General features: G+C 43.8%; 19 protein-coding genes, 1 pseudogene and 1 other annotated feature. Of the genes and pseudogenes, 7 read left to right on the top strand and 13 right to left on the bottom strand.

Annotated elements, in window-relative coordinates:
- Positions 1-46: 46 nt before the first annotated feature.
- From H9659_RS06225 to ezrA, 4 genes are all read right to left on the bottom strand, one after another.
- Positions 47-256 carry an alpha/beta-type small acid-soluble spore protein gene (locus tag H9659_RS06225; protein WP_039043946.1) on the bottom strand — a complete coding sequence of 70 codons (210 nt, stop codon included), beginning with the start codon at positions 254-256 and terminating at the stop codon, positions 47-49.
- A gap of 242 nt (positions 257-498) precedes the next feature.
- The gene (gene thiI / locus H9659_RS06220) at positions 499-1701 is read right to left on the bottom strand and encodes a tRNA uracil 4-sulfurtransferase ThiI (RefSeq protein ID WP_191689068.1); all 1203 of its coding nucleotides are present in this window, start codon (positions 1699-1701) and stop codon (positions 499-501) included.
- Positions 1688-2833 (bottom strand): cysteine desulfurase family protein, encoded by a 1146-nt coding sequence (locus tag H9659_RS06215; RefSeq protein WP_191689067.1) that lies wholly within the window; start codon positions 2831-2833, stop codon positions 1688-1690. Before H9659_RS06215 ends, thiI begins: the two co-directional genes overlap by 14 nt.
- Positions 2834-2910: 77 nt before the next feature.
- Positions 2911-4608, bottom strand: a complete 1698-nt coding sequence (gene ezrA, locus H9659_RS06210) for a septation ring formation regulator EzrA (RefSeq protein WP_191689066.1) — start codon at positions 4606-4608, stop codon at positions 2911-2913.
- Positions 4609-4808: 200 nt separating this feature from the next.
- Between ezrA and H9659_RS06205 the strand changes: the two genes are divergently transcribed.
- Positions 4809-5288, top strand: a complete 480-nt coding sequence (locus tag H9659_RS06205) for a GAF domain-containing protein (RefSeq protein WP_191689065.1) — start codon at positions 4809-4811, stop codon at positions 5286-5288.
- 63 nt (positions 5289-5351) lie between these two features.
- Here the strand turns inward: H9659_RS06205 and megL are convergent, their stop codons facing one another.
- Positions 5352-6563, bottom strand: coding sequence for a methionine gamma-lyase (gene megL, locus H9659_RS06200; RefSeq protein ID WP_191689064.1), 1212 nt, complete (start codon positions 6561-6563; stop codon positions 5352-5354).
- A 93-nt stretch (positions 6564-6656) separates the two neighbouring features.
- Entirely contained in the window at positions 6657-8513 is a 1857-nt protein-coding gene (locus tag H9659_RS06195; RefSeq protein ID WP_191689063.1) for a sensor domain-containing diguanylate cyclase, read from the bottom strand.
- 365 nt (positions 8514-8878) lie between these two features.
- Here H9659_RS06195 and rpsD point away from each other — a divergent pair, with 365 nt between their 5' ends.
- Positions 8879-9481: a 30S ribosomal protein S4 gene (rpsD, locus tag H9659_RS06190; RefSeq protein ID WP_191689062.1), complete on the top strand. Its 603-nt coding sequence runs from the start codon at positions 8879-8881 to the stop codon at positions 9479-9481.
- A gap of 302 nt (positions 9482-9783) precedes the next feature.
- On the opposite strand, the gene H9659_RS06185 is transcribed toward rpsD, so the two are convergent.
- Together H9659_RS06185 and tyrS are read right to left on the bottom strand one after the other, a co-directional pair.
- Positions 9784-10599: a cupin domain-containing protein gene (locus H9659_RS06185; protein WP_191689061.1), complete on the bottom strand. Its 816-nt coding sequence runs from the start codon at positions 10597-10599 to the stop codon at positions 9784-9786.
- A gap of 252 nt (positions 10600-10851) precedes the next feature.
- The gene (gene tyrS, locus H9659_RS06180) at positions 10852-12117 is read right to left on the bottom strand and encodes a tyrosine--tRNA ligase (protein WP_191689060.1); all 1266 of its coding nucleotides are present in this window, start codon (positions 12115-12117) and stop codon (positions 10852-10854) included.
- Between the two features lie 65 nt (positions 12118-12182).
- Positions 12183-12380 (bottom strand) — a binding site (T-box leader).
- A gap of 102 nt (positions 12381-12482) precedes the next feature.
- Here tyrS and H9659_RS06175 point away from each other — a divergent pair.
- Positions 12483-15533, top strand: coding sequence for a transglycosylase domain-containing protein (locus H9659_RS06175; protein WP_225217690.1), 3051 nt, complete (start codon positions 12483-12485; stop codon positions 15531-15533).
- Positions 15534-15622: 89 nt separating this feature from the next.
- Here H9659_RS06175 and acsA read toward each other — a convergent pair whose 3' ends face one another.
- The gene (gene acsA / locus H9659_RS06170; protein WP_191689059.1) at positions 15623-17341 is read right to left on the bottom strand and encodes an acetate--CoA ligase; all 1719 of its coding nucleotides are present in this window, start codon (positions 17339-17341) and stop codon (positions 15623-15625) included.
- Between the two features lie 177 nt (positions 17342-17518).
- Here acsA and H9659_RS06165 point away from each other — a divergent pair, with 177 nt between their 5' ends.
- Genes H9659_RS06165 through H9659_RS06155 form a run of 3 tightly spaced genes read left to right on the top strand, consistent with a single transcriptional unit; the run spans position 17519 to position 19980 of the window.
- Positions 17519-18151 (top strand): GNAT family N-acetyltransferase, encoded by a 633-nt coding sequence (locus tag H9659_RS06165; protein WP_191689058.1) that lies wholly within the window; start codon positions 17519-17521, stop codon positions 18149-18151.
- Between the two features lie 15 nt (positions 18152-18166).
- Entirely contained in the window at positions 18167-18817 is a 651-nt protein-coding gene (locus tag H9659_RS06160; protein WP_191689057.1) for an acetoin utilization AcuB family protein, read from the top strand.
- Complete coding sequence (locus tag H9659_RS06155) at positions 18814-19980, top strand: acetoin utilization protein AcuC (RefSeq protein ID WP_191689056.1); 1167 nt, start codon at positions 18814-18816, stop codon at positions 19978-19980. Before H9659_RS06160 ends, H9659_RS06155 begins: the two co-directional genes overlap by 4 nt.
- Positions 19981-20070: 90 nt before the next feature.
- On the opposite strand, the gene ccpA is transcribed toward H9659_RS06155, so the two are convergent.
- Both ccpA and H9659_RS06145 read right to left on the bottom strand, forming a co-directional pair.
- Positions 20071-21075: a catabolite control protein A gene (ccpA, locus tag H9659_RS06150; RefSeq protein WP_191689055.1), complete on the bottom strand. Its 1005-nt coding sequence runs from the start codon at positions 21073-21075 to the stop codon at positions 20071-20073.
- 83 nt (positions 21076-21158) lie between these two features.
- Complete coding sequence (locus tag H9659_RS06145) at positions 21159-22241, bottom strand: bifunctional 3-deoxy-7-phosphoheptulonate synthase/chorismate mutase (RefSeq protein ID WP_191689054.1); 1083 nt, start codon at positions 22239-22241, stop codon at positions 21159-21161.
- Between the two features lie 161 nt (positions 22242-22402).
- Between H9659_RS06145 and H9659_RS06140 the strand changes: the two genes are divergently transcribed.
- Positions 22403-24535, top strand: coding sequence for a cell division protein FtsA (locus H9659_RS06140; protein ID WP_191689053.1), 2133 nt, complete (start codon positions 22403-22405; stop codon positions 24533-24535).
- Positions 24536-24806: 271 nt separating this feature from the next.
- Here the strand turns inward: H9659_RS06140 and H9659_RS06135 are convergent.
- Both H9659_RS06135 and H9659_RS06130 read right to left on the bottom strand, forming a co-directional pair.
- A pseudogene (locus H9659_RS06135) lies at positions 24807-24941 on the bottom strand (IS5/IS1182 family transposase); the annotation flags it as partial.
- A 392-nt stretch (positions 24942-25333) separates the two neighbouring features.
- Positions 25334-26086, bottom strand: coding sequence for a YtxH domain-containing protein (locus tag H9659_RS06130; protein ID WP_191689052.1), 753 nt, complete (start codon positions 26084-26086; stop codon positions 25334-25336).
- Positions 26087-26139 lie beyond the last annotated feature (53 nt).

The following is a 26139-nucleotide window of genomic DNA, read 5'->3' as shown; positions in this document are numbered from 1 at the left end:
TACTAAAAAAACTGTCCCCACTTTCGGGGACAGTCCAATCAGTTACTTATTTTTGGTAACCATTCATTTGTTGTTGAGCTTGACGTACCAATCGCTTTGTAATTTCCCCGCCTACGGAACCGTTGGCACGCGATGAAGCGTCTGCTCCAAGCTGAACTCCAAATTCTGATGCGATTTCGTTTTTCATTTGGTCAAGCGCTTGTTGTACACCTGGTACAAGAAGTTGGTTTGAATTGCCGCTGTTTGAGTTTGTCATGTCGATGTCACCTCCCTTGTGAACATAGAATGTACCGTTTCGGTAAATTCATGCACAGAAAGGAAATGGTATCTTTTTCATATTTGAAATGATCAAAGTGATGGCATGATTCAGCCCTTCAGATTGATGCATTCAAACAAAGATGCACTATATATAAGAAAGTGACCAATGAAAATGACTCCCCTGTCACTGCTCTTAACAGATTTTGTTTCTTGTTATAGTACGCTTCGGACTTAGATTACTTACAACAGGTCGATGAACTCATCTGTCTTTTCTTCAATAGAACAATCGATGACTTTGCGATTTTGAATCGCTTCTGCAATTATCGGCTCGAAATCGATGAAACTTTCGTAGTACTCGACTTTTTCGAGACGTGGTTTAGTTTTCGGACTGGATGGCGTGAAAACAGTGCAGCAATCCTCAAACGGTTGGATGGATGTGTCATACGTGCCAATTCTTTTAGCAATATCGATAATCTCCAATTTGTCCGTTGCGATGAGCGGACGCAAGATCGGCGTCGATGTGACTGCATTGATCGCGGTAAAACTTTCAAGTGTTTGGCTTGCAACCTGCCCCAAGCTTTCTCCAGTTACAATAGCAAGGGCTCCGATTTCTACACGGAGCTGATCTGCGATTCGAAGCATGATTCTTCTAGTGGATGTGATGGAAACGTTATCCGGAACTTGCTTGACGATCGCTTGTTGAATTTCCGTGAAGGGAATGACGTGCAATTTGATATTTCCGCCAAATGCGCTAATCTTCCTTCCGAGTTCAACAACTTTTTCTTGTGCTTGCTCACTTGTGAATGGCGGACTTGCGAAATGGATCGCTTCTATAGTGACGCCGCGTTTCATCATCAAGTAGCCAGCAACAGGGCTGTCGATTCCGCCAGAGAGCATCAGCAGTGATTTCCCATTTGAACCTACTGGCATTCCTCCAGCGCCTTTAAATACTTTCGATGAAAGGAATGAACCGCCTTCCCGGATATCGATATGAAGCAGAATATCCGGTTTTTTCACGTTCACTCTCAGGTTGGAATGAGCTTTTAAAATTGTGCCGCCAATTTCTCTTTGCAATTCACCTGTTATGAGTGGAAATGATTTGTCCGTTCTGCGTACTTCCACTTTAAACGTTTTTTCTTCTGTATCTTCAGTTTCAAAAATCGCTAAGGCTGTTTGCTGTATCGCTTCGACCGTTGACTCACATTTTGCAATCGGACTATAGGATTGAATGCCTGCTACGTCCGTTAACCGCTCAATCGCTAGTTCCAGATCCTCACTAGTTGCATACAGAAACATGCGGTCGCGCTCCGCCTTTAACTTAACGGATGGCAAATCATGAAGAACGTGCTTAATATTGGTAGTAAGCTTTTGTATGAATACTTTCCGATTCCGCCCTTTAAGGGACATTTCTCCGTATCTGATGAGAAGTTCATTCCATATCATGCTGTTTCATCCCTTTCTTGATCATCTTTAAAAATTCCTTTATCACTTGTGTGAGTGCTTTAATTTCTTCATCTGTGTTCATTTTACCGAAACTTATCCTGATCACACCTTTACGGTAATCATCCGGAACACCGATCGCTTGGATGACGCGGCTTACTTTGTTAGTTTTTGAAGAACATGCGCTGGAAGTGGAGACCATGATGCCCTGTTCTTGAAAATAATTCACCGCAACTTCTCCAGTGATCCCTTTGAAAGCAATTGTGAAAATATGCGGAGCTCCTTGAATAGGAGAGCAGATCCGAACCAGGTTTTCCGCATTCACTACTTCGCGCAAACGATTATTCCATCGCATATAATCGGAAAAGTTATTTCTTTCGCTGACCATTCGAATCGCTTTGGCAAATGCAGCGGCGCCTGGAGCATTGGCGGTCCCACTTCTGAACCCGTGCTCTTGCCCACCGCCAAAAGAAATCGCTTCCGGCTCTTTGAATTTCTTTGTCAATAAGCAGCCGGTCCCTTTCAGACCATGAATCTTATGTGCAGACAGCGTCACGGCATCCACCCATTCAGGATAGGGCAGTGCAAGCTTCCCTATACTCTGTACGCAATCTGAATGGAAAAGTGCACGGGAATGCTCACGGATCACTTTTGAACACGCCTCAATAGGTTGGATGGTTCCGATTTCATTGTTCACATGCATAATACTGACTAATATTGTATCTTTCCTGATCTTCTGTCTAAGTTCATCTGGAGATACTTCCCCTGCTTCATTGACAGAGAGGAAATCGATTTCAAATCCTTCTGCTTTTAGATGAAGACAGGCATTCCGGACTGAATCATGCTCAATTTCGGTTGTAATAATATGATTCCCACGATGCTTAAGGGTCTTTGCATACCCAATAATCGCCAAATTATTAGCTTCCGTGCCTCCTGAAGTGAAAACCACAGTACTTTCCGAGTCTCCAGCAAGTGTCGCAATTTGCTTCCTCGCAGATTCCAAAAGCTGTTCCGCTTTGTTCCCTGCTTGGTGAAGGGAAGCTGGATTCGCATAGTACGTCTGATTCGCTTGTGTAAATGTCTGCAGAACGTCCTCTTCAGGAATCGTAGTAGCACTATTATCAAAATAGATCATCTCGAACTCGTCCTTCCATGTAGCTTAAGCGGCACAAAGCCACCTGCACTCATAGTGCGGGTGGCTGAAGATGACACTTACTGTACGTGTTCTTGTAATAACTCTTCAATTCGTTTCATCGCTCCAGGTTCCACTTCTTCAACAGCTGTAGCTGCTTCTTCCAGAGCTTTTGCATAACGGAATTGTCTGAACGCCATCTCCGCTTCCAACAATCGGGCATGCATCGCAGGATGAGCTGCGCGATATCGGTTCCCATATTGAATGATTTGCTCGGTCAATAAAGCATTTTCCAACATTTCATCAATCTTCAACGCGACTTCGTGAACTACTTTTTCAGCGTTGCTGATGTAATCTTCAACAAGTGCCATATTTAGCGGAACTTCTTCCAATCCATTCTGGACGATGAAGAGTTGTTCGTCCGCTTCTTCTAACCGGACTTCGATTTCATCCGGTATCCCCGGAATATTGGCTCTTAGGAGTTTACGTTCAGCTTCTTGCAACGTCCTCGCAAGTTCATCCAGTCGTTTTCTAACGGTTATTTCGTCTGTTCGCAGGTTTTTAATACGCTCTTGGAACGCAATGGTTTCCATTTCGACGCGCTCTAACGTTTCCGCTACACTGCGTAATTCTTGCGCAAGCCCTGAATAAGCTGATTCGCCGTACTCGCCCTGACTAGTCAGCAATTCAAACCGCTTCGTAGCCTCCGATAGGTCGACAAGGAACCTTTTAGGAATCGCTGCTTCTTTTTCATCCAATCGGTAACTTTGTTGCACGAATAATGCTTCTTCCGCAATTTCTTTGGAAAACGCCTTGACCGCAACTAACTTACTTGCAACTCCTCCATAAGTTTGTTCCATGTACTGGCGTTCTTTCACTTCATCTTCGAGGGCATCATAGAACGAATCCAAGGTCGCATCGATTTCAACTAAGCGTTGTTGAACTGGCTCCACATCAAGAATTTCAACTTTACCAAGGAGTTCTTCCAATTCCCGTTCAATAGCCGATAACGATGATTTCATGTTCAAATGTTCTAAGTAATAACCATCTTGCTTCATTTCCTCTACACCAATACGCAGTTCGCGAATTGTAGATGGTACTTTACTTTGCAACTCACTCAGTAACGAAGGGATCTCCCGGATCAATGGAAACAATTCGTTCGCTTTGGAAGCTACTGCAATCACATTCTCCCTCGCTTGCAAGTAATTGCCATTATCCGTCAAATCATCGTATTCTTCAAATGCAGGTTGGAAATATTCCAGTTCCTTTTCTAATGCGGGAACAGCTCTTCCGAATGAATGCTGATGGGCTAGTACAGATTTCCGCGCTTCCCTGAACTCTTCTTTTAAAGATTCCATTTCCACCCGATTTTTCTCTTCACTGCCGATCAGTTCGTTCAATTCGTGTAAAATCGAATTTTTACGTTCCTCACACACTGACAGTTGTTGTTCGATGTCTTTTTCAATTCCAGTTGCTTTCTTAAAGCGGAATCGGTCGACCATTTCTTCAGTATCAAATAACAAAGAATCGATTTTCGGCACAAGTACATCCACGACTTCCGTCCACTCGTTGCGCCATCGTTCGAATTTCTCTTCTGTTTGACCTGTCATATTCAGCTGTTTGACTTTTGTCATTTCCTCAAATATCGGTTCATGCTGGATTTGAAGCTTTTTATGCTCCAGCTTGCTAATTTCCTGGATATGCTTTCGTCTCAACAAAAACATTGCAACAGCCAGCACAATCACTATGATGATTGGAATGATGAAGTAGTTCACCATTGTCCATCCCCCTATTCCGCAACGACTCTACAATTGATAATACCTTATATAGTAACACGTTTAAAGAATTTTCGTGTTGAAAAAGGGCGAATCTTCGTCGAAAACTTGTTTACTTGTGTGAAACACCTCGAAAATTGTATGATTCTATTAGATATCCTACTTTTTTCAGGAACTTACAACACGGAAATGAGGGCGCTATAATGTTTATGGGGATCGAATATTCCAAGGATTCAGCAGAAAGTTACCGCCAACTTGCGGATCAGCTACAGCTTTTGTTAGACGGTGAGAAAAATCGCATTGCAAATTTAAGTAATGCATCAGCTTTGCTAAGTAATTTCCTGGACCGCACGAATTGGACAGGGTTTTACCTTATGGAAGAAGGCGAACTTGTTCTCGGGCCTTTCCAAGGTCTTCCAGCTTGCATTCGTATTCCGCTCGGACGGGGCGTTTGCGGAACTTCCGCAAAACGCAGAGAGACACTCGTTGTAGAAGATGTGAACGCATTTGAAGGACATATCGCATGTGACTCCGCTTCCCAGTCTGAAATTGTGATTCCACTTGTGAAAAATGATGAGTTGATCGGAGTGTTGGACATAGATAGTCCCGAAATCGGTCGCTTTTCTGAAGAGGATCGTGTGGGGCTTGAGCAATTTGCTGAAGTTCTTTTGCGTCACCTCTAAGTCTGATTCCTCCAAACAAAAGCAGCGAAGTCTAATCACTTCACTGCTTTTTGTTTTCCCTATTTAGTTTGATAAAGTATGTTGCTCCTTAGCCACTTTCAGAAAGGCCTGGTTCAAATCCTTAATGAGGTCATCCACGTGTTCTAATCCCGCTGACAGTCGAAGGAGACCATCACTAATACCCATTTTTTCGCGATCCTCTGCCGGCACTCCCGAATGTGTCATTGTTGCTGGATGCTGAATCAGTGTTTCCGCGTCGCCTAAGCTGACGGCAATTTTAATCAGATACAGATGATTCATGAATGCTTGCGCTGCAGGTTGCCCTCCTTTTATCGTAAACGAGACGAGTCCTCCCCCGGCTGTCATTTGCTTCTTGGCAATTTCAACTTGAGGATTGTTCTCATCGAACGGGTAAAAGACCGCTTCCACCATGTCTTGAGTCTTTAAGTAATCCGTAAATCGAGTCGCATTTTCGGTGTGGCGCTGCATTCTGACAGAAAGTGTTTTCAGTCCGCGTATCAGTAACCACGCGTCGAAAGGAGACATGATGCCACCATAATCTTTTTGTACGCTTCCCCGGATCCGGTCCATTTCCTCCTTGTCCTTACCAATGAGTAAACCTGCGATGACATCTCCATGTCCATTAATATATTTAGTTGCGCTATGCAATACAAAATCCGCACCGAAGTCGATTGGGTTTTGCAAATAAGGGGATGCAAACGTATTATCAACAACAATCTTCAACTGATGTCGTCTTGCTACCTCTGCAACCGCTCTAAGGTCCGCGAGCTCCATAGTCGGATTGATGGGTGACTCGATATAGATACAGACTGTTTCAGGTGTCACAGCTGCTTCAATTTCTTCTTCCGTGCCCATCGAAGTAAGAGTATGGGTAATGCTATATTTCTCCTCCATTATCCCAAGGAGGCCGAACGTACATCCGTAAATCCCGCGTGAACAAATGATGTGATCTCCGGTTTTCGTTAAATGTGTCAGGATTGCACTGACAGCCGCCATACCGGAACCGAAAGCGAGGGATGCCGCACCATTTTCAAGCGTTGTCATCCGTTCTTCCAACACTTGAACTGTCGGGTTCCCCAATCTCGAATAGATTCCACCTTCCTCTTCTCCAGCAAATCGCCTGGCACCTTGTTCTGCAGTATCGAAAGCAAAAGTCGATGTTTGGTATAGAGGGACTGCTAAACTCCCGTGATGTGAATTACTGTCATAGCCTGTGTGAACCGTTGCGGTATCTTTATGAATTTTTTCATTCACCGTAAATCCTCCACCTTCCACTTATGAAGTAAACGCTTACATTCATTGTATGCTTACTTCTTGTGAAACTCAAAGAAAATCGATACTTGCGCATCATTCTGCAAGTACCGATTCACTGACAATAATACGATTTTTACCACCCGATTTTGCTGAGTAAAGTGCTTCATCCGTATTTTGAAATAGTTGCTGATACGTTTCCTCTTTAGTTGAAGGCTCCCATACACTGACTCCGATTGAAACGGTTACGGAGGGTTGTGTGATTCGCGGCATTTCCAGCAATAATTGTTTTGCAAGCTGCTTGCCTTCTCTCAGAGTGGCACCTGGCAAGTAAATCGCGAATTCTTCACCACCCCAGCGGCCGGCGATATCCTTTTCGGTAATGCTCGATTTAAGGAGTTCAGCGGTTTGTTTGAGTACACAATCTCCAACGGTATGGCCAAATTGATCGTTCACCTGTTTGAAATCATCGACGTCCAATAGAAGGAACGCGCCTCCAATCCCTTTCTTAAAAGCTGAAGACATGTGCCGATCCAGGTACCCTCGTGCATATAAGCCCGTCATCTGATCTTTGTTTGCAAGATCCTGTAACTTCTCACGGAGCGCTGAATTGGAGAGTGCAAGTGAAGAATGACTAATTATCGCTTTGACTAGCTTGAAATCATCGAATGTAAAATGGTACTTTTCAGTATGCATCAGCAACGCATATCCTGCTATTTTTTCCGAGATGATGATGGGAGCAATCATTAATGAACGATACGGAGTGAACCCCTCAATGTCCTCGTTTCTCAAATCCGCAATAAAGACTGCGCATTTCTCTCTTCTTAAACGGCTTTCTGCATAATCCAAATAACGTTTTCCAGCCTGCGTCATAAAGTACGAAGTCGATTCTCTCGATAGTACAGTCGATGCCTGATCCCCAACATATACAAATGCTACCTCTTCGGGTTCAAAAGTTTCTTTGAGTCGATTATTAATATACGTTATCATTTCCCCGGACGTAAGTCGTTCTGTAAGCTTTTTAGAAACTTCATTCACTAATTGCAATTCACGTATCAACCGATGGGACTGGTCATACAAGCTCGTATTTTCGATTGCATGACCAGCACTTTCTGAAATATTACGGACGAATTCCTTCTGCATAGGAGAAATTTTATAATGACAAGGTGCAGAAAGCTGGAGAATCCCATACGTACCTTGCATCCCTTTCACAGGAGCACTTAGAATCTCCGCATCGGTTGCCGCATCTTTTCCAAGGGTCAGCTCTCCGGAAAGAAACGCTTCAACTGTTGAAGGAAGTTCGTTGGAATAATCGAATAATCGATACGGATAAGAAGAATCCTCCTGTTCTTGGGAAAGTATTAGTTCCACTTGGATCGGTTCAAGGTTTTTAGAAACCGTGGAGACGAGCTGGGAATGGATTACGCCTAATTCCATAGTTGAGCTAAATGTTTTTGTCGCTTCGAGCAGGCTTTCGTGATTTTGAGAATGTTTGTAGAGTGACTGGTATCCTTTGATCGTTTCAATGAGTCTGCCAAGCAACAGTTGGAATTTCTTGAAGTATTCAGAGGAAGCAAATTCATGCCATTCATCTGTCGACTTCACAAGAACCATCGCAACGGGTTCCCGTTTCTCATTTCGAATCATTAGCGTATCATCAGCAAAGTTCAAAGAATCATCGGTCTCGGAAAAAGTGCCGGTGAGCATTGGTGACGTTAATGTTTCCAATACACCAACACAGCTCCTGCTATCTTCTTTCAGTAAGGTGACAGCAGGATAGAATTGGTTCTCTTCATATAGAAAGAACTCGATTTCGGTGACATTGAAGTGGGTTTTGAACAGATCCTCAAATACCTGTATGAATTCACTGTCTTTAAGATTCTGCATCACACCTAGCATTAGATCCAGTAAATCACTCTTAATCGATTCATACATTTGCTCATTAGTTTTCATATGGACACCCTCTATCATTCAGTAAAAACATTGAATAACTTATCTTCATTTTATCGCATAGTGCACAGGAATGCAACTTTATGACTAGTACAATATATCTATTTTAAGTTTTGAATTGTTTAAGGTCAGAAGTCTCTCTCTTGAAATCACTTGACGAAGTTGTCCAATTTTGGTATGATAATCGTTGTGTAAAATAATTGCAGCAGTTGTGTGTTCTCTATTGCTCAGTCTGTTCCTCAATTTGAGGTGTATCCTGTAACCCTTGGCTGCAGAGGTGAAGATACATGAAAACAGAATGTCGTAGGGATTGAACGCATCTGGTCTTATTTTACAACAAAATAAAACCAACAGAGGAGGAGTCATTCATGGCTCGTTATACAGGTCCATCTTGGAAACAATCACGTCGTCTTGGTATCTCACTAAGCGGCACTGGTAAAGAAATCGAAAAGCGTCCTTACGCTCCAGGTCAACACGGCCCGAACCAGCGTAAAAAACTTTCTGAATACGGTCTTCAACTACAAGAGAAACAAAAACTTCGCTTCATGTACGGTGTGAATGAGCGTCAGTTCCGCACATTGTTCAACAAAGCAGGTAAAATGCAAGGTATCCACGGTGAGAACTTCATGATCCTTCTTGAAACTCGCTTGGACAACATCGTTTACCGTCTTGGTCTTGCTCGCACTCGTCGTGCTGCACGCCAGCTTGTAAACCACGGTCACATTATGGTGGATGGTAAGCGCGTAGATATCCCATCTTACAGCGTGAAGCCAGGTCAAGAGATTTCTCTTCGTGAAAAATCACAAAATCTTGACATCGTGAACGAATCAATCGAAATCAACAGCTACGTACCTGAGTTCGTAACGTTCAACGCTGACACTAAAGTCGGTAGCTTCGTACGTCTTCCAGAGCGCAGCGAACTTTCTGCTGAAATCAACGAAGCTCTTATCGTTGAATTCTACTCACGTTAATAAAAGCGCGTAGTAAACGTCGCTTTCCTAAACCCCCGAAACTGCTTAACGGCAGACTTTTCGGGGGTTTTTAATGATTACCGGCTTCGTGTTTCACAATTCATTCAGAAGAAGTTTAGAGGACCCTTTTAATATTCAACATATAATGGACATTTATCTTGAAACGTCAAAAGAGGAGGCATTCCCCCTCCTCCTAGTTGTATTAACTCCGTTTACTTCTCATTGTATCGTCGAAATAATGGAGATTATTTTCCGAAATGATCTATATCAACATCGCGCCTGATTGTCGTCATATGAATGATCTACATATTTTTACTTTGCTGAAGAAGTTTGGATTCTCCTGTACGTTCCCATTCCTCGACTGTTTCATATGCTTTTTCAGGAGAATACCCTTTGCCCACAAGAACCCCCATTAAGATAAATTCTTGGAGAATGTGTGTCATATTAATTCCTCTATCGACGTCTTCCAAGCCCTCTTTCACTAGAAATTCCGTGTACCTTATCCATTCATCCGGAGTCCTTGCACCAACTGCTGTACCCGTATCTCTATTGCCAGTTCCGTACCCATGGCTCTCATTCGGTTCCATTGCATCTGCTTTTGTCTGATGTACAGTACCAAATGGGTGGTTTGGCGGGGCATATATCGAATATAACTTCAAAGGAACGTTTCCAGTATTAATGACATTGTGCCACATTCCAGCTGGGATTATAATGGCGGAGTCATCAAAAATCTCCCTCTGAAAACTCAAATCATCTCTATTTTCACCTATTTGCACTATCCCCTGACCTTGTTCGACTCTTAAGAATTGATCAACGTTAGGATGCATTTCCAAACCAATGTATTCACCCGCCTTGATACTCATTAATGTTAGTTGCAGATGGTTACCTGTCCATAGAGCTGTACGAAACGTATTGTTCTGCTTAGTTGCTTCATCGATATTAATGACAAATGGGTTAGCTCCATAATCTTTCAACATCATCCCATTATGACCATAAGTTGACTGATAGAACCCCATTGTCTTATCGAGACCCACCCCATAAGCTGCAGGACTTACAAAGTTATGCATAGGTAGATTCACATAATAAGGATTTTGATATACACAAGGTACCCAGTACATTCCCTTCCATCCCTTCCCTTAACTAATTTCATTTTACAAATCATCCTATGCTATGTAATGAAGGAGTGTACTTGGCTCCCTGTGAGAAAATACTCTTTTTCAGGGACACTTCACCTAATTAATAATTATGTTTTGAGAGTTAATAGCATCCCGCCGTGTACCTTGATAGGCGGTTTGCGAAAATTTCGCAAAAAAAAAAAAAAAAAAAAAAAAGAAGGGAGCACTTCCCCTTCTTTCTGCATCCAATCCCAATTACTTGAACATAATCATTGTATACTTCTTCTTACCGCGACGAACGACTGTAAATGCATCTTCTAAACGATCAGCACCGTTTACATCATACGTTGTATCCGTTATCTTATCACCGTTTAATGAGATCGCACCGTTTGTTACATCCTCACGAGCTTGACGCTTGGAAGGTGAAATACCAGCTTCTACTAACAACTCTACGATATTGTGATCTTCCTTCGCCATTTCGAAAGTCGGTACATCTTTGAAAGCATCTTTCATTTCGGTCGCCGTCAATTTCTTCAAATCGCCACTGAAAAGCGCTGCAGAAATACGAATCGCTTGATCGAGAGATTCCTGACCGTGAATAAGGCGTGTCATTTCTTCCGCTAGCGTCTTCTGAGCTTTACGTAAGTGTGGTTCATCTGCAACCGAACGCTCGAGTTCTTCAATTTCAGAACGATCCAAGAATGTGAAGATTTTCAAATAGTGGACTACATCCGCATCCGCAGCATTGATCCAGAATTGGTAAAACTCATATGGAGAAGTTTTAGCAGCATCCAACCACACTGCTCCACCTGCTGTTTTACCGAATTTTGTACCGTCTGATTTCGTGACAAGCGGAATTGTAATCCCGAATGCTTTCGTCTCTTCTTCGTGAGTCTTACGGATGATTTCAAGTCCAGTCGTAATATTCCCCCACTGGTCAGATCCCCCGATTTGTACACGACACCCGTAATGATCATACAAGTGATTGAAGTCGATTCCTTGGATGAGCATATATGTGAATTCCGTAAATGAAAGTCCAGTTTCCAGGCGGGATGCCACATTTTCTTTCCCTAACATGTAGTTAATGTTCAACAATTTACCATAGTCCCGCAAGAATCCGATTGCACTCATCGGGCCCATCCAATCTTTGTTATTAACAAGACGCGCCCCATTCTCATCCGAAAAGTCGAAGAGCCGCTCCAGCTGAACTTTTAATCCTTTTACGTTTTCATCCACTTGTGCTTCCGTTTGAAGCTGACGTTCATCTGCACGGAACGACGGATCGCCGATCATCCCTGTCGCGCCGCCAATCAGCAGAATAGGTCGATGCCCATGAAGCTGGAATCGGCGAAGTGTAAGTAGTGGAACGATGTGTCCGATATGCATGCTGTCGGCTGTCGGATCGACGCCGCAATAGAGCGATACTTTTTGCTCTTCCAGCAGCTTAGCCATCCCTTCTTCGTCAGTTTGCTGATAAAGCAGACCTCTCCATTTCAAATCCTCTAATAAGTTTGCCGTCATATGACTTCCTCCTCCGTTTTTACTTCACAAGCACAAAAAGTCCCCACACGATCTGAAACAGATCATGCAGGGACGCTAATTGTACATGTAAGCGCGGTACCACCCAGCTTGAGATAATCATCTCCGCTTTATTAGCAATAACGCCGCTATCCGCGCAACACTCCAAAGCTGTAATTCGTGACAAGGTACCGAGCAGCTTCCACCAACCGCTGCCTCTCTATACGGATCGCCTGCCACTACTGCGGCTTCTTCACTGTGAAGAGTAACTACATCATATTGTAGTCGAAATTGGAAATTTGTCAAACAAATGCAGTCACCTCAATTAGAATATGCTATAATTAATTAGATTTTTAGGGGGGAACGAATTGACAAAACAGGACAAAAAACGTGTTGATGAACTTGAAGATAAATTCGAAGCGATGAAGAAAACCAAATGGGCCAAAAATACCCGGATTGCCTCAGGCGTCATCTGGAACCTCTTTTTGCTTTTCTTAGTTATCGGTTTGACGTTAACGGTTTTCGGCGCTTCCGTAGGGGCAGGTTATTTTGCCTCGCTTGTTGAAAAGGAACCACTCCGTTCAAAAGAGGAAATGCGCAGTGAAATTTTAAGTTATGAAGAAACTTCCGAAATCTATACGAATGGAAAGTATTTAAGGAAAGTACGCTCTGATATTGACCGGAAAGAGGTCAAGCTCAAAGACGTTTCTCCTTACGTCATCAATGCCGTTTACGCAACTGAAGACGAATATTTCAATACACATAAAGGGATCGTCCCTAAAGCAGTATTCCGCGGTCTTTTCCAAGATGTTACCAATTCAGATAGTCAAACAGGGGGCTCGACCCTAACTCAACAACTTATAAAAAACCAGATTTTAACAAACGAAATCTCTTATGAGCGGAAAGCGAAGGAACTTTTGCTCGCGATGCGGTTGGAACACTTCATGACCAAAGAGGAAATCCTTGAAGCTTATTTGAATATCATACCGTACGGTCGTAATTCAAATGGAGGAAACATTGCAGGAATTGAAGCTGCCGCTGAAGGAATTTTCAATAAGTCCGCAAAAGACTTGAATCTCGCCCAATCAGCATACATTGCCGGGATTCCCCAAGCTCCTTTCGCCTATACACCGTTTTACAATGGCTCAAATGGTTTGAAAGATGAAAAAGGATTGAAACCCGGCATCAATCGAATGAAGACTGTGCTGTTCCGGATGAAAGAAACGGAGTATATTACCGAAAAGGAATACCAGGAAGCGATTGCTTACGATATTACAAAAGATTTCAGAACTGCTGCCCAGGCACCTAAAAGCAGAGATGAGTTCTTAACGGATGAAATACAGCGTAGCACGATTGCTATCCTTGCAGATAAAATTGCAGAAGAAGATGGAATCGACGCAGACCGTTTGAAAGAAGATAAGAAACTCAAAGAGAAATATGATATCTTGGCTGAGCGTTCCATGAGAAATGATGGCTTCCGCATTCACTCAACTGTGGACTTGCAATTGTATAATGCTATGAACGATGTTGCGGAAAACTTTACTCAGTATGGATTCACGTATTCTGAAAACACGACGGATAAGCAAACAGGCGAAAAGAAAACAGTTAAGATGCCGGTTCAAGTCGGCGCAACACTGCTCGATAATAAAACCGGGAAAATTTTAGCATTTGTAGGCGGACGTGATCATGAATTAGAATCCGTCAATCACTCAACTCAAACGACCCGTCAACCTGGTTCGACTATCAAGCCATTGCTCGTATACGCACCGGCGATTGAGTATGGAGTTATCGGTGCAGGCAGCCCGGTTGTAGATGTTAAATTCAATCTTCGCGGTTGGAAACCAGTCAACTTCATCCCGTACCAAGAACTCGGGATTATTTCAGCTCGACAAGCACTTACCACTTCACAAAACTTAGCTGCAGCACGGCTTTACAATCAAATACAGGATCGTCGACCTGCTGACTTTTTGAAAAAAATGGGGTATTCCAGCTTAACACCACAAGACTATGAGAGCCCTTCTGCGGCATTAGGTGGATTAAGTCACGGAGGTACCGTCCAAGAAAATACAAGTGCCTATTCAACTTTGGCAAATGGCGGACAGCATGTGGATCCTTATATTATCGAAAAAATCGAAGACAGGAACGGTAATGTTGTTTACCAACATAAAGTTGAACCTGTACAAGTTTTCAGTCCTCAAACGGCGTATATTGTAACAGATATGCTTCGGGACGTAGCAACTAGCGGAACTGCAAAAGTGATGAAAAGCAAATTGAATTTCAATGTGGATATAGCGGCAAAAAGTGGTACGACGAATTCATTCAGCGACGCTTGGCTGCTTGGTTATAACCCTAACGTTTCCCTAGGTGTCTGGCTTGGTTACAAGTACCAAAACAAATCCCTTGAAAGCCCAGGAAACACGCAATACGGTACGGCAAGTTCTCGAACAAACGCTTTATATGCAAAATTCATGAATGCCATCAACCAAGCACGACCTGAAACAGTCGGTCAAAATGTTCGTTTCCAGCAGCCTAAAGGTGTAGTGTATCGTTCATTCTGCGGGATTTCCGGTCTTGCTCCGTCAGCTGCATGTTCATCAGCAGGATTGGTACGGTCCGACCTTTTCAATGCGAACGTTATGCTTCCTAACAAAGCGGATGACAGCATCATTTCATCAGCATCGGTATCCGTTAAAGGAACGAGGTATGCAGCATTGCCTTCGACCCCTTCTGAATTCATTACCGCTGGTGGTGTAGGAGTCAATCAAGAATTCATCAAACGGATGCTTGGACCTCTTGGCGGAGACGCTTCCAAGTTATTCCCGTCTAAATCCGGATTTGCATCTCGCGTCGTATCGGGAGCAATCTTCCCTGCGGACAGCGTTGCGCCTGCTGGTGTTAGTGCATCCCAGAATGGCTCTGTATTGACATGGAGCGCGTCCCCTTCCAATGATGTCATTGGTTATTATGTCTACAATGGCGGAACGCGTGTAGGAACGATCATAGATGGTCAGTCACTCTCCTTCCCTATAGGAAGTGGGACATATACTGTACGTGCAGTAGATATAACAGGATTAACTTCTGCGCCATCTAACGCAGTAACGACAGCTGCTGAACCACCTGAAGCGCAGACACCAAGCGACTCAACGGATGGTTCAGGAGACAGTGGTGGCGATGCAGGAACGACACCTCCAGATTCAAACACGGATACAGGTTCAAAACCAAAACCGCCTGCAAATGGCGGGAACGATGGAAAACCGAAACCGCCCGCTAATGGCGGAAGCGACGGAAAACCGAAACCACCTACTAACGGTGAAGGTGATGGAAAACCGAAACCACCTGCTAATGGTGGGGGCGATGGAAAGCCAAATCCCCCTGCTAACGGAGGAAACGATGGAGATAGCAATTCAGACGGTGACTAATCATCGCCGTCTCTCGCTTTTGCGATAGTCATCCAAACGAAAAAGCTGGACAGTACCCAAATCGGGAAACTGTCCAGCTTTTTTTGTTATCAATCTTCCATCGTCGACAAATCACCAGTTGGTAAATCGAGCTCCCATGCTTTAAGCACACGCCTCATAATTTTACCGCTTCGTGTCTTAGGCAGTTTGTCCTTGAACTCGATTTCTCTTGGAGCTGCATGACCCGCCAGCTCTTTTTTCACGAATTGTCGGATCTCTTCTTTCAATTCATCCGTCGGTTCATACCCATCATGCAACGCGATGAACGCCTTGATGATTTCACCGCGAACCGGATCAGGCTTACCGATGACACCCGCTTCAACGATCGCTGGATGCTCGATCAGTTTACTTTCAATTTCAAATGGTCCTACTCGTTCTCCGCTCGTCATGATGACATCGTCCACACGACCTTGGAAGAAGAAGTAACCATCCTCATCCATATATGCGGAATCCCCAGATACGTACCATTCTCCGTTCAAGAAGTAGGAATCATATTTTTCAGGGTTATTCCAAATCGCTCTCATCATCGCTGGCCAGCCTTTTTTCAGAGCTAGGTTCCCCATTCGGTTAGGAGGCAACACGTTCCCTTGGTCGTCAACAATCGCAGCTTCAATACCTGGAACCGGCTTGCCCATTGAACCTGGCTTCAGTGGAAGTGAGCCAAAGTTACAGATCATCTGAGCCCCTGTTTCAGTCATCCACCATGTATCATGAATTCGCATATTGAACGTTTCCATTCCCCATCGCACAACTTCAGGATTCAACGGCTCTCCAACGGATAAAATATGGCGGAGTGACGAAAGATCATGCCCTTCCATAGCAGCACTTCCTGCGCCCATCAACATACGGAATGCGGTCGGTGCACTATACCAGACAGACACGCCGAATTCTTCGATAGCACCATACCAGCTATCTGTTGAGAACCGTCCGCCAACAATCAGATTCGTCGTTCCTGCCAGTAACGGACCAAAAATCCCATAGGCCGTTCCTGTTACCCAGCCAGGGTCAGCGGTACACCAAAATACGTCTTCTTCACGAAGATCGAGTACCCATTTCGCCGTCTGGAGCTGTTGAACCATTGCTTCCTGTACATGCAGGACACCTTTAGGTTTGCCTGTAGACCCTGATGTATAGTGCAGCAAAGTCGGAGATTCGCGTTCTAGCCACTCTACTTCAAAATCATTAGAAGCCTTTTCAAAATGCTTGCTGAAGCTGATTACTTTACCTTCTTCTGACACTTCGTCCCCCACAACGAATACAGTTTCAAGGTTAGGTAAGCGATCGACAGGAATACGGTCTAAAAGTTCCGGTGTCGTAACAATCGCTTTAGCATCGCTGTCATCTAACCGATCATAGACAGCACCCTCCATGAATGCTTCGAATAGCGGTCCAACAATTGCACCGATTTTCAAAGCGCCTAAGAGAGCAAAATATAATTCAGGTGAACGCGGCATGAAGACGAATATCCGATCACCTTTCTCCAAAGTCGAATAGTTTTTCAAGACATTCGCTGCTTTATTCGATTTTTTCTTCAAGTCTCCAAACGTATAGGTTTCGTTGCGCGAACCATCTTTATAGTAGAGTGCGACTTTGTTTTTGCGGAATGAATCAGCATGTCGATCAACCGCTTCATGCGCAATATTCACTTTTCCCGTTTCATACCAGCTAAATGCTTTTTCAGCTTCTTTCCAATCGAAAGTAGCCGCCAATTTGTCATAGTCTTGCATTTGATAATCAGACTGTAGAGCCGGAATTGTTTTTAAAACCATAACAGAACCCCCTTAAATATGTACTAACACTTTTATTCTACATGAGTCTCTCTTGAATTAGCAAACAAATAATATTTTTCCGACAGTTCTTTGTTTTGTAAGAATTATCATAAAAATATTCGAACATTTCATGTATACTGAAAGCAGATAGATTATTAGCTGAAGGCGGTGAAATGGTTGGAACATGTAAAAACCTATAATGCTTTGGAATTGAAGCATAGAAATGGAGATCTTATTATTGAAGGACCCATTCGTACTTCAGATCTCGAAAATTATTCTTTCCATGAAGGATTAGTCGCATTCAGAGCTCCTGCTCAGCAGCACAAAGCTCTGATCGGAATATCAAAGTTACCTGAAGGTCGTATTATTGTGGCCCGATATCAAGATCAAATCGTTGGCTACGTTACTTACCTGTATCCAGATCCACTTGAACGATGGTCTGAAGGGAATATGGAAAACTTGATTGAATTAGGTGCGATCGAGGTCATAGCAAAGTATCGTGGCGGCGGAGTTGGTAAAGCGCTGCTGGAAGTCTCGATGATGGATGAGGCAATGGAAGACTATATTGTCATTACAACCGAATACTATTGGCATTGGGATTTGAAAGAGACCAAACTTAATGTATGGGAGTATCGGAAAGTCATGGAAAAAATGATGCAGCACGGCGGACTAGAATATTATGCAACAGATGATCCTGAAATCTGTTCCCATCCTGCAAATTGCTTAATGGCGCGAATCGGCAAGAGAATCGAGCAAGAGGATGTCCAACGATTCGATAGCTTACGTTTTAAAAACAGATTTCTGTACTAAGAAAGAAGGGATAGTATGCTAATCGAAGAAATCATGAAAACTGACGTCATTACATTAACACCCGATCATACTGTAAAAGAAGCTGCAGATTTAATGAGGACTTCCCATATACGGCATCTTCCGGTCATAATCGGGGACAATCAGCTCGTAGGAATTATTACAGATCGCGATTTAAAAGAAATCATGCCCTACGGAGAACAGCCGACCGAAAAGATAGCAGCTGTATATGAAATGCCACTTTCCGAATGCATGGTCAAGGAGCCCATCACAGGTCATCCCATGGATTTCGTTGAGGAATCCGCATTAGTTTTTTATCACAATCAAATCGGTTGTCTGCCTATCGTTTCCAATCAACAGTTAGTCGGGATTATTACAGAAACTGATTTATTGTATAAGTACATCGAACTGACAGGCGCACATCAGCCAGGCTCGCAAATTGAAGTTCGCGTACCCAATATTCCCGGAATCCTGCATGAAGTGACGAAAGTCTTCAATGAGTTCCAAACAAACGTTCAAAGTGTCCTAGTCTATCCGGATAAAGAAAATGAGGCTAATAAAATACTAGTAATCCGCATTAAAACGATGAATCCTATCCCGATTATTGAAGGGCTCAAGGGGCGTGGATTTGACGTTCTCTGGCCGAACTTCCCAGGGGCAGAAGTATGAAAAAAGATGCCATATTCGTATTTTCGGAAGACCAGCTAGGTTACTCATTTTCAGACACACATCCTTTCAATCAAAAAAGAATCGTGTTAACACTGGATTTACTAAAAACGATGCATGCGATAACGGAAGAAGATATTGTGCCACCCCGTATGGCAACGGACGAAGAACTATTGTTAGTACATGAGCCTAAGTTTGTCGAGATGGTAAAAAAAGCAGGAAAAGGGGAAGTGGGCTCTGAAATTGGCAGCGTGTATGGGATAGGAACGGAAGATACACCTATTTTCCCTAATATGCATGAAGCAAGCGCCATGCTTGTTGGAGGAACACTGACGGCCGTCGATGAAGTGATGCAAAACCGCGCCGGCTATGCATTGAATCTTGGTGGCGGGCTCCATCACGGGTTTCAGGGGAAAGCCTCGGGATTTTGCGTATACAATGATAGCTCAGTTGCAATTCGTTATTTACAGAAAAACTATCATGCACGGGTGCTGTACATTGATACAGATGCACACCACGGAGATGGGGTTCAGTGGACATTCTACGATGATCCCGATGTATGCACCTTGTCCATCCATGAAACAGGACGTTATCTATTCCCCGGAACAGGACACGTGACTGAGCGTGGGAACGGTAAGGGGTATGGGACTTCGTTCAACTTCCCGATTGACGCCTTCACTGAAGACGAATCTTTCCTGACCATTTATGAAACCGCTTTCCGTGAAATTGTTGAATGGTTCAAACCGGACGTGATTTTAACACAAAACGGAGCAGACGCTCATTTTTTTGATCCGTTAACTCATTTGTATGGCACAATGGAAATCTATAAGGAGATTCCGAGAATTGCACGTGAACTTGCCGACGAGTATTGCGAAGGGCGATGGATTGCAGTAGGAGGCGGAGGTTATGATATATGGCGTGTGGTTCCTCGTGCTTGGTCCCATATCTGGTATTCGATGAAGAACCTTCCTGCACCGACCGGACCTCTTCCTAAAGAGTGGCTGGATCGCTGGCAATCAGAGTCCCCTGTTCCTCTTATCGAGACATGGGAAGATCCAAATCCGCTATACAAACCCATACCTAGAAAAGCGGAAATCGATGAGAAGAATGCACATGTCTTGGATCGTTCACTACACTACATAAGAAGTGAGCAGCAACCCCGCTAGGATGGAATTCTTTTTCCAAAAAACAAAAGCAGAGCGGCTAAACAGCCACTCTGCTTTTGTTTTTTGGAATTTCAACACTTTCAGTACGCATCATTTACGCCGAACAGAATCTCGGTACTCCACTTGATATGGCAACATTACTTGTTTCTGTTCAACTTCCTCGCCATTCATCAATTTCGTTAAGAGCCTCATCGATACAGCACCTAAATCATACAACGGCACACGAATAGCCGTTAACTGAGGGCGGACAGCCCTTGCAAGAATGGAGTGCTGGAAACAAATCAACTCGATATCATTCGGTACTGTAAGTCCTGCATCACGGATTCCATTCATTAAACCGACAGCTATTTCATCATTCCCTGCAAAAATAGCAGTTGGAGGTTCGGGCAGATTTTTCAAACGGTTCCATACTTCATATGCATCATCGTATGTATTATCCGTTTCCACGATATATCCATCCGGAATGGATAATCCCGCTTCTGACATCGCCTCTTCATATCCTGTCTTTTTAGAAAGACGATTAATGTCCCGGCTAAAAGGCCCTGAAATGAATGCAATGTGTTTGTGATCGTTATCAATGAGTTCTTTCACTGCCGAATAGGCTGCGTCTTTGTTTTCGATGTTTACAGTCGGAAACTCTAACTCAGAATCCAAAGTACCTGCCAACACAATGGGAATATTAGCGGATTTCATTTCCTTTCGAACGTCTTCCGAGATCGAATCGCTCATAAAGATTAAGCCATCCACTTGTTTACCAAGATGATCTTCAATCAGTTCCATTTCACGCAGAGGACGCTTATCTGAATTGGAAAGAATAATATTGTACTCGTACATTGTCGCAACATCTGCGATACCTCTAGAAAGTTCCGCATAATAGCTTTTTGAAATATCCGGTACGATCACACCTACAGTAGTCGTCTTTCTGCTGGCGAGGCCGCGTGCTACAGCATTGGGCCGATAGCCGAGCCGTTCAATGCATGCTGTTACCTTCTTACGCGTTGCTGGTTTCACGTTGGGATTACCGTTGACCACCCGTGATACAGTAGCCATTGAGACGTTCGCCTCTCGAGCCACGTCATAAATTGTTACCGCCATACTGACCTCCCCTTTCTCCGTCTTTTTTATCTTTCTTTCCTAGTATACCAAAACGCCGGAGCGATGTAAGCTCCGGCGAAAAATTATACAATTTGATGTGTATTCATGAATCGTTGCATTTCCTCGTAGAATTCGTCAAATTGTTCAATGTTCATTTGTTGAGCGGAATCAGATAACGCAACCGCTGGATCAGGATGCACTTCCGCCATCACTCCATCTGCCCCTACAGCAATTGCAGCTTTTGCAGTTGGAATCAGAAGATCTTTTCTGCCTGTAGAATGCGTAACGTCAACAAATACAGGAAGATGCGTTTCTTGCTTTAAAATTGGAACAGCAGAAATATCTAGTGTATTGCGAGTCGCACGTTCATAAGTCCGAATGCCTCGCTCACAAAGCATGATCTGTGTGTTCCCTTTTGACATGATGTATTCTGCCGCATGAATGAATTCATCGATCGTTGCAGCCAACCCACGTTTTAACAACACAGGTTTGTTTGCTTTACCCGCTTCTTTAAGAAGCTCGAAGTTTTGCATATTCCGTGCACCGATTTGAATGACATCTATATAGTCAAGCGCCTCTTCCAAATGAGAAGGTGTAATAATTTCTGTCACGATGGACAATCCTGTCTCATCGGATACACGCTTCAAAATCTTCAATCCTTCCAACCCTAACCCTTGGAAGTCATAAGGTGATGTACGTGGCTTATATGCTCCGCCCCGCATCATCGTCAACCCTTTTGCCTTGATGGACTCAGCCACTGCCAGCACTTGTTCATAAGATTCAACCGCACATGGTCCAAATACGAACGAAGGAGTTCCGTCTCCGATTTTTTCACCGTTGATGTCAACGATTGTGTCTTCCGCTTTCCGCTTCCGTGAAACGAGAAGAGCCTTTTTCTGCTCGTCTTCTTGAATTTCAAGGGCAGACATGAAAATCCCCTTAAATACTTGTTCCAGAATACCATTTGGAATGGGTCCCTTGTTCGCATCTTTCAAGAAATCAAGCATTTCTCTTTCCCGAACCGGATCATAACGATTTACACCTTGTTTTTCTTTTACTTTACCGATTTCTTGTACAACAGCCGTACGATCGTTAATGAGTTCCAAAATCTTTACGTTCAGTTCAGTCACTTGAGACCGAAGCTCTTCCAAATCATGTTGGCGCATAATCATTCTCCTCCCCATTCATAGCATTCCCTTTTCGCATCGGAGAATGTATGGTACATTTTATAATAATAGACCTAGTATAATGAACCTCAGTTGAAAAGTCACGCTATTTCGCAAAATAGTTATATATAATATATCGGAAAGACTTAGGAGGTACTAATGTGGCACCTTTGTTTGCACTGGATATCGGAACTCGTTCCGTTGTTGGAATCATATTGGAAGAAGCCAAATCAGGGTACCATGTCGTCGATCTTGAAATCATCGAGCATAAAGAGCGTTCGATGATCGACGGACAAATACATAACATCGTCAGCGTGGCTGCAGTAATAGAACAAATGAAAACATTGCTAGAGCAACGACACGGACCTTTGAAAAAAGTAAGTGTAGCAGCTGCTGGACGAGCGCTGAAAACTGCTACTGGAACTATGTCGGTGGATATTACAGAGCACGCACTCATCAATAGTGAAGACATTAATCGTCTCGAACTCGGAGCAGTCCAAAAAGCGCAGCAGGAGTTACTCTCTTCTGACACGAACACAGCCGAGAACCAATATTATTGCGTAGGCTACTCTGTGCTCCACTATTTATTGGATAACGAAAGAATTGGTAGTTTGATAGACCAAACTGGCCGATTTGCCAGTGTGGAAGTCATCGCCACGTTCTTGCCAAGGGTCGTTGTTGAATCCTTGCTTTCTGCCCTGAAACGAGCAGACCTCGAAATGGATGCCCTCACATTGGAGCCGATTGCTGCAATCAATGTCCTCATTCCACAATCGATGAGACGTTTAAATGTTGCGTTAGTCGATATTGGAGCAGGGACTTCGGATATTGCACTTACTAATCATAACACGGTTTCTGCATTTGGTATGGTTCCAGTGGCTGGAGATGAGATAACCGAAGCATTGAGTTCCTGCTATTTGCTCGACTTTCCTGAAGCGGAACGCGTAAAGCGGTTGCTGTTTGAAGAAGATTCTGTTGTTATGAACGATATATTAGGATTTGAACAACAGTTTCCCTCACAAGAAGTCATTGCTGCCATCACCCCAGCCATAGATCGCTTAGCAGAGTCCATTGCTGATGAAATCAAGCGATTAAACAGTACCTCTCCCCAAGCCGTCATGCTAGTGGGAGGTGGTAGCTTGACTCCCGCTTTGACGAATAAGCTGAGTGCGGCTCTGGACATCCCGTTACAGCGAGTCGCTGTACGAGGACTCGATGCACTTTCTGAAGTGACCCTCGCAGAACATATCAGTTCGTCCCCTGCACTTGTCACACCTATCGGGATTGCGATTGCTGCAAAACGCGCACCGATTCAATACATGTCCGTGACCGTAAACGACAAAACTATCCGTCTCTTCGAGTTAAAAGAAATGACCGTTGGGGATTCCCTTCTTGCAGCCGGTATCAAAGCTAAACAATTATACGGAAAGCCGGGACTTGCATTACGTTTCACTCTGAACGGACAAGAGATCACGTTATCCGGTAGTCATGGAACACCTTCTGTCATTCTTAATAACGGAGACCTGGTCAGTACGAAAGATCCGATCCGTAATGGGGATTCCATTCAACTCCTACTAGGAGAAGACGGGCATTCGGCAGAAGCGGTGATTGCAGATATAATAGAAATGGAATCGGAAACTATTTCTGTAAAGATCAATGACAAAACAGTTGTCTTGAAAACGGTAGTGATGGTCAATAATGAACTTCGCGATATTCAAACAGTCATTCAGGATCGTGATGACATCACGGTTCAGCGACCAGTAACATTACGAGACGCGTTAAACGTACTGAATGGAGACAGCAGCAATCGAAGTTCATTACAATCTGTCATTCTCAACGGCAAGCGGGTCCATCTGAAATCCAAACCCGCTGTCTATTCGCGGAATGGCTTACCGATTTCCCTTACTTCACGGTTGGAAGATGGTGATCACATTTCTTATGAGCAGTATCCCCTCTCTACGGTGGAAGATGTAGCAAAGGAATTGGGTGTTCAATTGACGGAGCAGATAACCGTAACTTTTAATGGGACGCAAGTGACCATTACGAAACCTCGTTTCGCCGTCATACTGAATGAAAAAACAGTTGAACCAACTGCTCGGATTACAGAGGATGACCAGCTGAAGCTGACGCCTGTGACAGGACAACCGATTACATTCAGTGACGTTTTCGCTTTTGTCGATTATCAGCTGCCTGCCGGTTCAGCAACTTCCTATAAACTTCTGCGCAACAAACAGCCGATCCAATTTTATGATCAGCTGTTCGGTGGAGATGACTTAGAAATCCTCATTACGTAAAAAGCCATCCAATGTGAGTTGGATGGCACAGACTGTAAACAAAAGGGTTGGGAATCGATTTGATTTCCAACCCTTTTTTCTTTTTACATCGTTGACTCTGAAAATGAAGGCTAACAGGCCGTTGATCTCCGTTTCGGACGGGCGCTTTCCGGGGGCTTGTCCTCAGCCTCCTCGTCGCTTCGCTTCTGCGGGGTCTTCGCGCTGCGCTGATCCCCAGGAGTCGCCGTCCTGCACTTCAATCAACTGAAATTCCCATGAGACATTCACATCTTTCAACCAATAGATAAATGAAGGAAAAACAAATGGCTGCATCTAATTTACGAACCAGATGGTCTTGCGGAACTAACTGTTCAATCGTATGCATCTCCATCTGTTCCCGTTCATTCTCTTGATTCTTGGTCATCATTTCCATCATCTCATTTGATAGTTGGGAGATCCTATTGATTGTAGCGGAGAGTGGCGACTCCTGAGGGATCAGCGAAAGCTGTGACGAAGAACAGCTTTTGCGAGTAAAAGCGAAGCGTTAGGAGCACGTGTTTTCGAAGACCCTGGACTGAGCAACGTGAGGGAGATGAGTGCTGTCTTAATTTCAGTCAAGTTCGCTAAAATACAGCAAATCGAACTCTTGGTGGTTCGATTTGCTGAGAGCAAGCCCCTCGGAAAGCGTCCGCTCGCAGCGGAAATCAACTTTTCATTGTTTATTCCATTGGAAAAGAAAAAGACTGTAGGAAAACCCCATGATTTCTGGAGTTTGTCTACAGTCTGAGCCATCCAATGTGAGTTGGATGGCTTTTAAAATTAATTATTTTTCGGTTTTTCGTCAGAAACAGGATTTTGATTGATGTATTTGTCTTTCCCGATGTTTTTCGAGTTGTCGTAGGCGACATCGCTATTCTTAGTAGTCTGATTGCTAGCTTCTTTTTTCTCTTCAAACTTTTTAGAAGCACTTTTATTATCTTGTTTATTTTTGTTGCCAGCTGCCACAATAGGTTCTTCACCTTCCGAAGAAGCCGTGCCGTCATCCATCGGAGCTGTCGTTTTTGAAGTCATCGACTTTACTTTGTCAGTTTGGTCTTGGACATTCTTCTTCAGATCCCCAGACTTTTCCTTCGCAGCTGAAGATAACTGTGTCGCTTTTTCTTTTGCGGTACTTGATAGATCCGCTGCCTTGTCTTTGGCAGTCGATGTGAGATCGGCTGCTTTATCCTTAGCAGTAGCTGTTAAGTCTACCGCTTTGTCTTTGGCGGTGGAGCTTAGCTCGATACTCTTATTTTTCAATTGCCCTGCTTGAGTGGAAAAATCGTCGCGCATCTCTTTACCCGTTTTCGGCGCTAGGAAAAGTGCTGCTGCTGCACCGATGACACCGCCTACTAAAGCTCCCATTAAAAAGCTACCTGAACCTGTACTTTCTTCTTCATAGAAACGATCCGTATCTGTCGGGAAATAATTGTAGTTCATCGGTAACTGTGAAGGCTCACCGTATGAATTCTGATACATATCATTCGAGTTAAGTCCGTTGGTTTGATTTGTTTTGTTATAGTTGTCGCTCATGCGATCTCCTCCTTGAAATAGTGTTCTCGTATTGGTCTATAATGCCGTGGCTT

Origin of the sequence: Sporosarcina gallistercoris (assembly GCF_014836415.1) — a bacterium.
In the GTDB taxonomy this organism is placed as follows: Bacteria; Bacillota; Bacilli; order Bacillales_A; family Planococcaceae; genus Sporosarcina; species Sporosarcina gallistercoris.
The sequence above is the reverse complement of the archived record's forward strand: the minus strand, read 5'-3'. Positions and strand labels throughout refer to the sequence as shown.

What these genes read in the sequence shown, in the direction of transcription:
- H9659_RS06225 (WP_039043946.1), bottom strand. Translation starts at nt 256, where the DNA reads ATGACAAACTCAAACAGCGGCAATTCAAACCAACTTCTTGTACCAGGT.
- thiI (WP_191689068.1), bottom strand. Translation starts at nt 1,701, where the DNA reads ATGATATGGAATGAACTTCTCATCAGATACGGAGAAATGTCCCTTAAA.
- H9659_RS06215 (WP_191689067.1), bottom strand. Translation starts at nt 2,833, where the DNA reads ATGATCTATTTTGATAATAGTGCTACTACGATTCCTGAAGAGGACGTT.
- ezrA (WP_191689066.1), bottom strand. Translation starts at nt 4,608, where the DNA reads ATGGTGAACTACTTCATCATTCCAATCATCATAGTGATTGTGCTGGCT.
- H9659_RS06205 (WP_191689065.1), top strand. Translation starts at nt 4,809, where the DNA reads ATGTTTATGGGGATCGAATATTCCAAGGATTCAGCAGAAAGTTACCGC.
- H9659_RS06195 (WP_191689063.1), bottom strand. Translation starts at nt 8,513, where the DNA reads ATGAAAACTAATGAGCAAATGTATGAATCGATTAAGAGTGATTTACTG.
- rpsD (WP_191689062.1), top strand. Translation starts at nt 8,879, where the DNA reads ATGGCTCGTTATACAGGTCCATCTTGGAAACAATCACGTCGTCTTGGT.
- H9659_RS06185 (WP_191689061.1), bottom strand. Translation starts at nt 10,599, where the DNA reads ATGTACTGGGTACCTTGTGTATATCAAAATCCTTATTATGTGAATCTA.
- tyrS (WP_191689060.1), bottom strand. Translation starts at nt 12,117, where the DNA reads ATGACGGCAAACTTATTAGAGGATTTGAAATGGAGAGGTCTGCTTTAT.
- acsA (WP_191689059.1), bottom strand. Translation starts at nt 17,341, where the DNA reads ATGGTTTTAAAAACAATTCCGGCTCTACAGTCTGATTATCAAATGCAA.
- H9659_RS06160 (WP_191689057.1), top strand. Translation starts at nt 18,167, where the DNA reads ATGCTAATCGAAGAAATCATGAAAACTGACGTCATTACATTAACACCC.
- H9659_RS06155 (WP_191689056.1), top strand. Translation starts at nt 18,814, where the DNA reads ATGAAAAAAGATGCCATATTCGTATTTTCGGAAGACCAGCTAGGTTAC.
- ccpA (WP_191689055.1), bottom strand. Translation starts at nt 21,075, where the DNA reads ATGGCGGTAACAATTTATGACGTGGCTCGAGAGGCGAACGTCTCAATG.
- H9659_RS06145 (WP_191689054.1), bottom strand. Translation starts at nt 22,241, where the DNA reads ATGCGCCAACATGATTTGGAAGAGCTTCGGTCTCAAGTGACTGAACTG.
- H9659_RS06130 (WP_191689052.1), bottom strand. Translation starts at nt 26,086, where the DNA reads ATGAGCGACAACTATAACAAAACAAATCAAACCAACGGACTTAACTCG.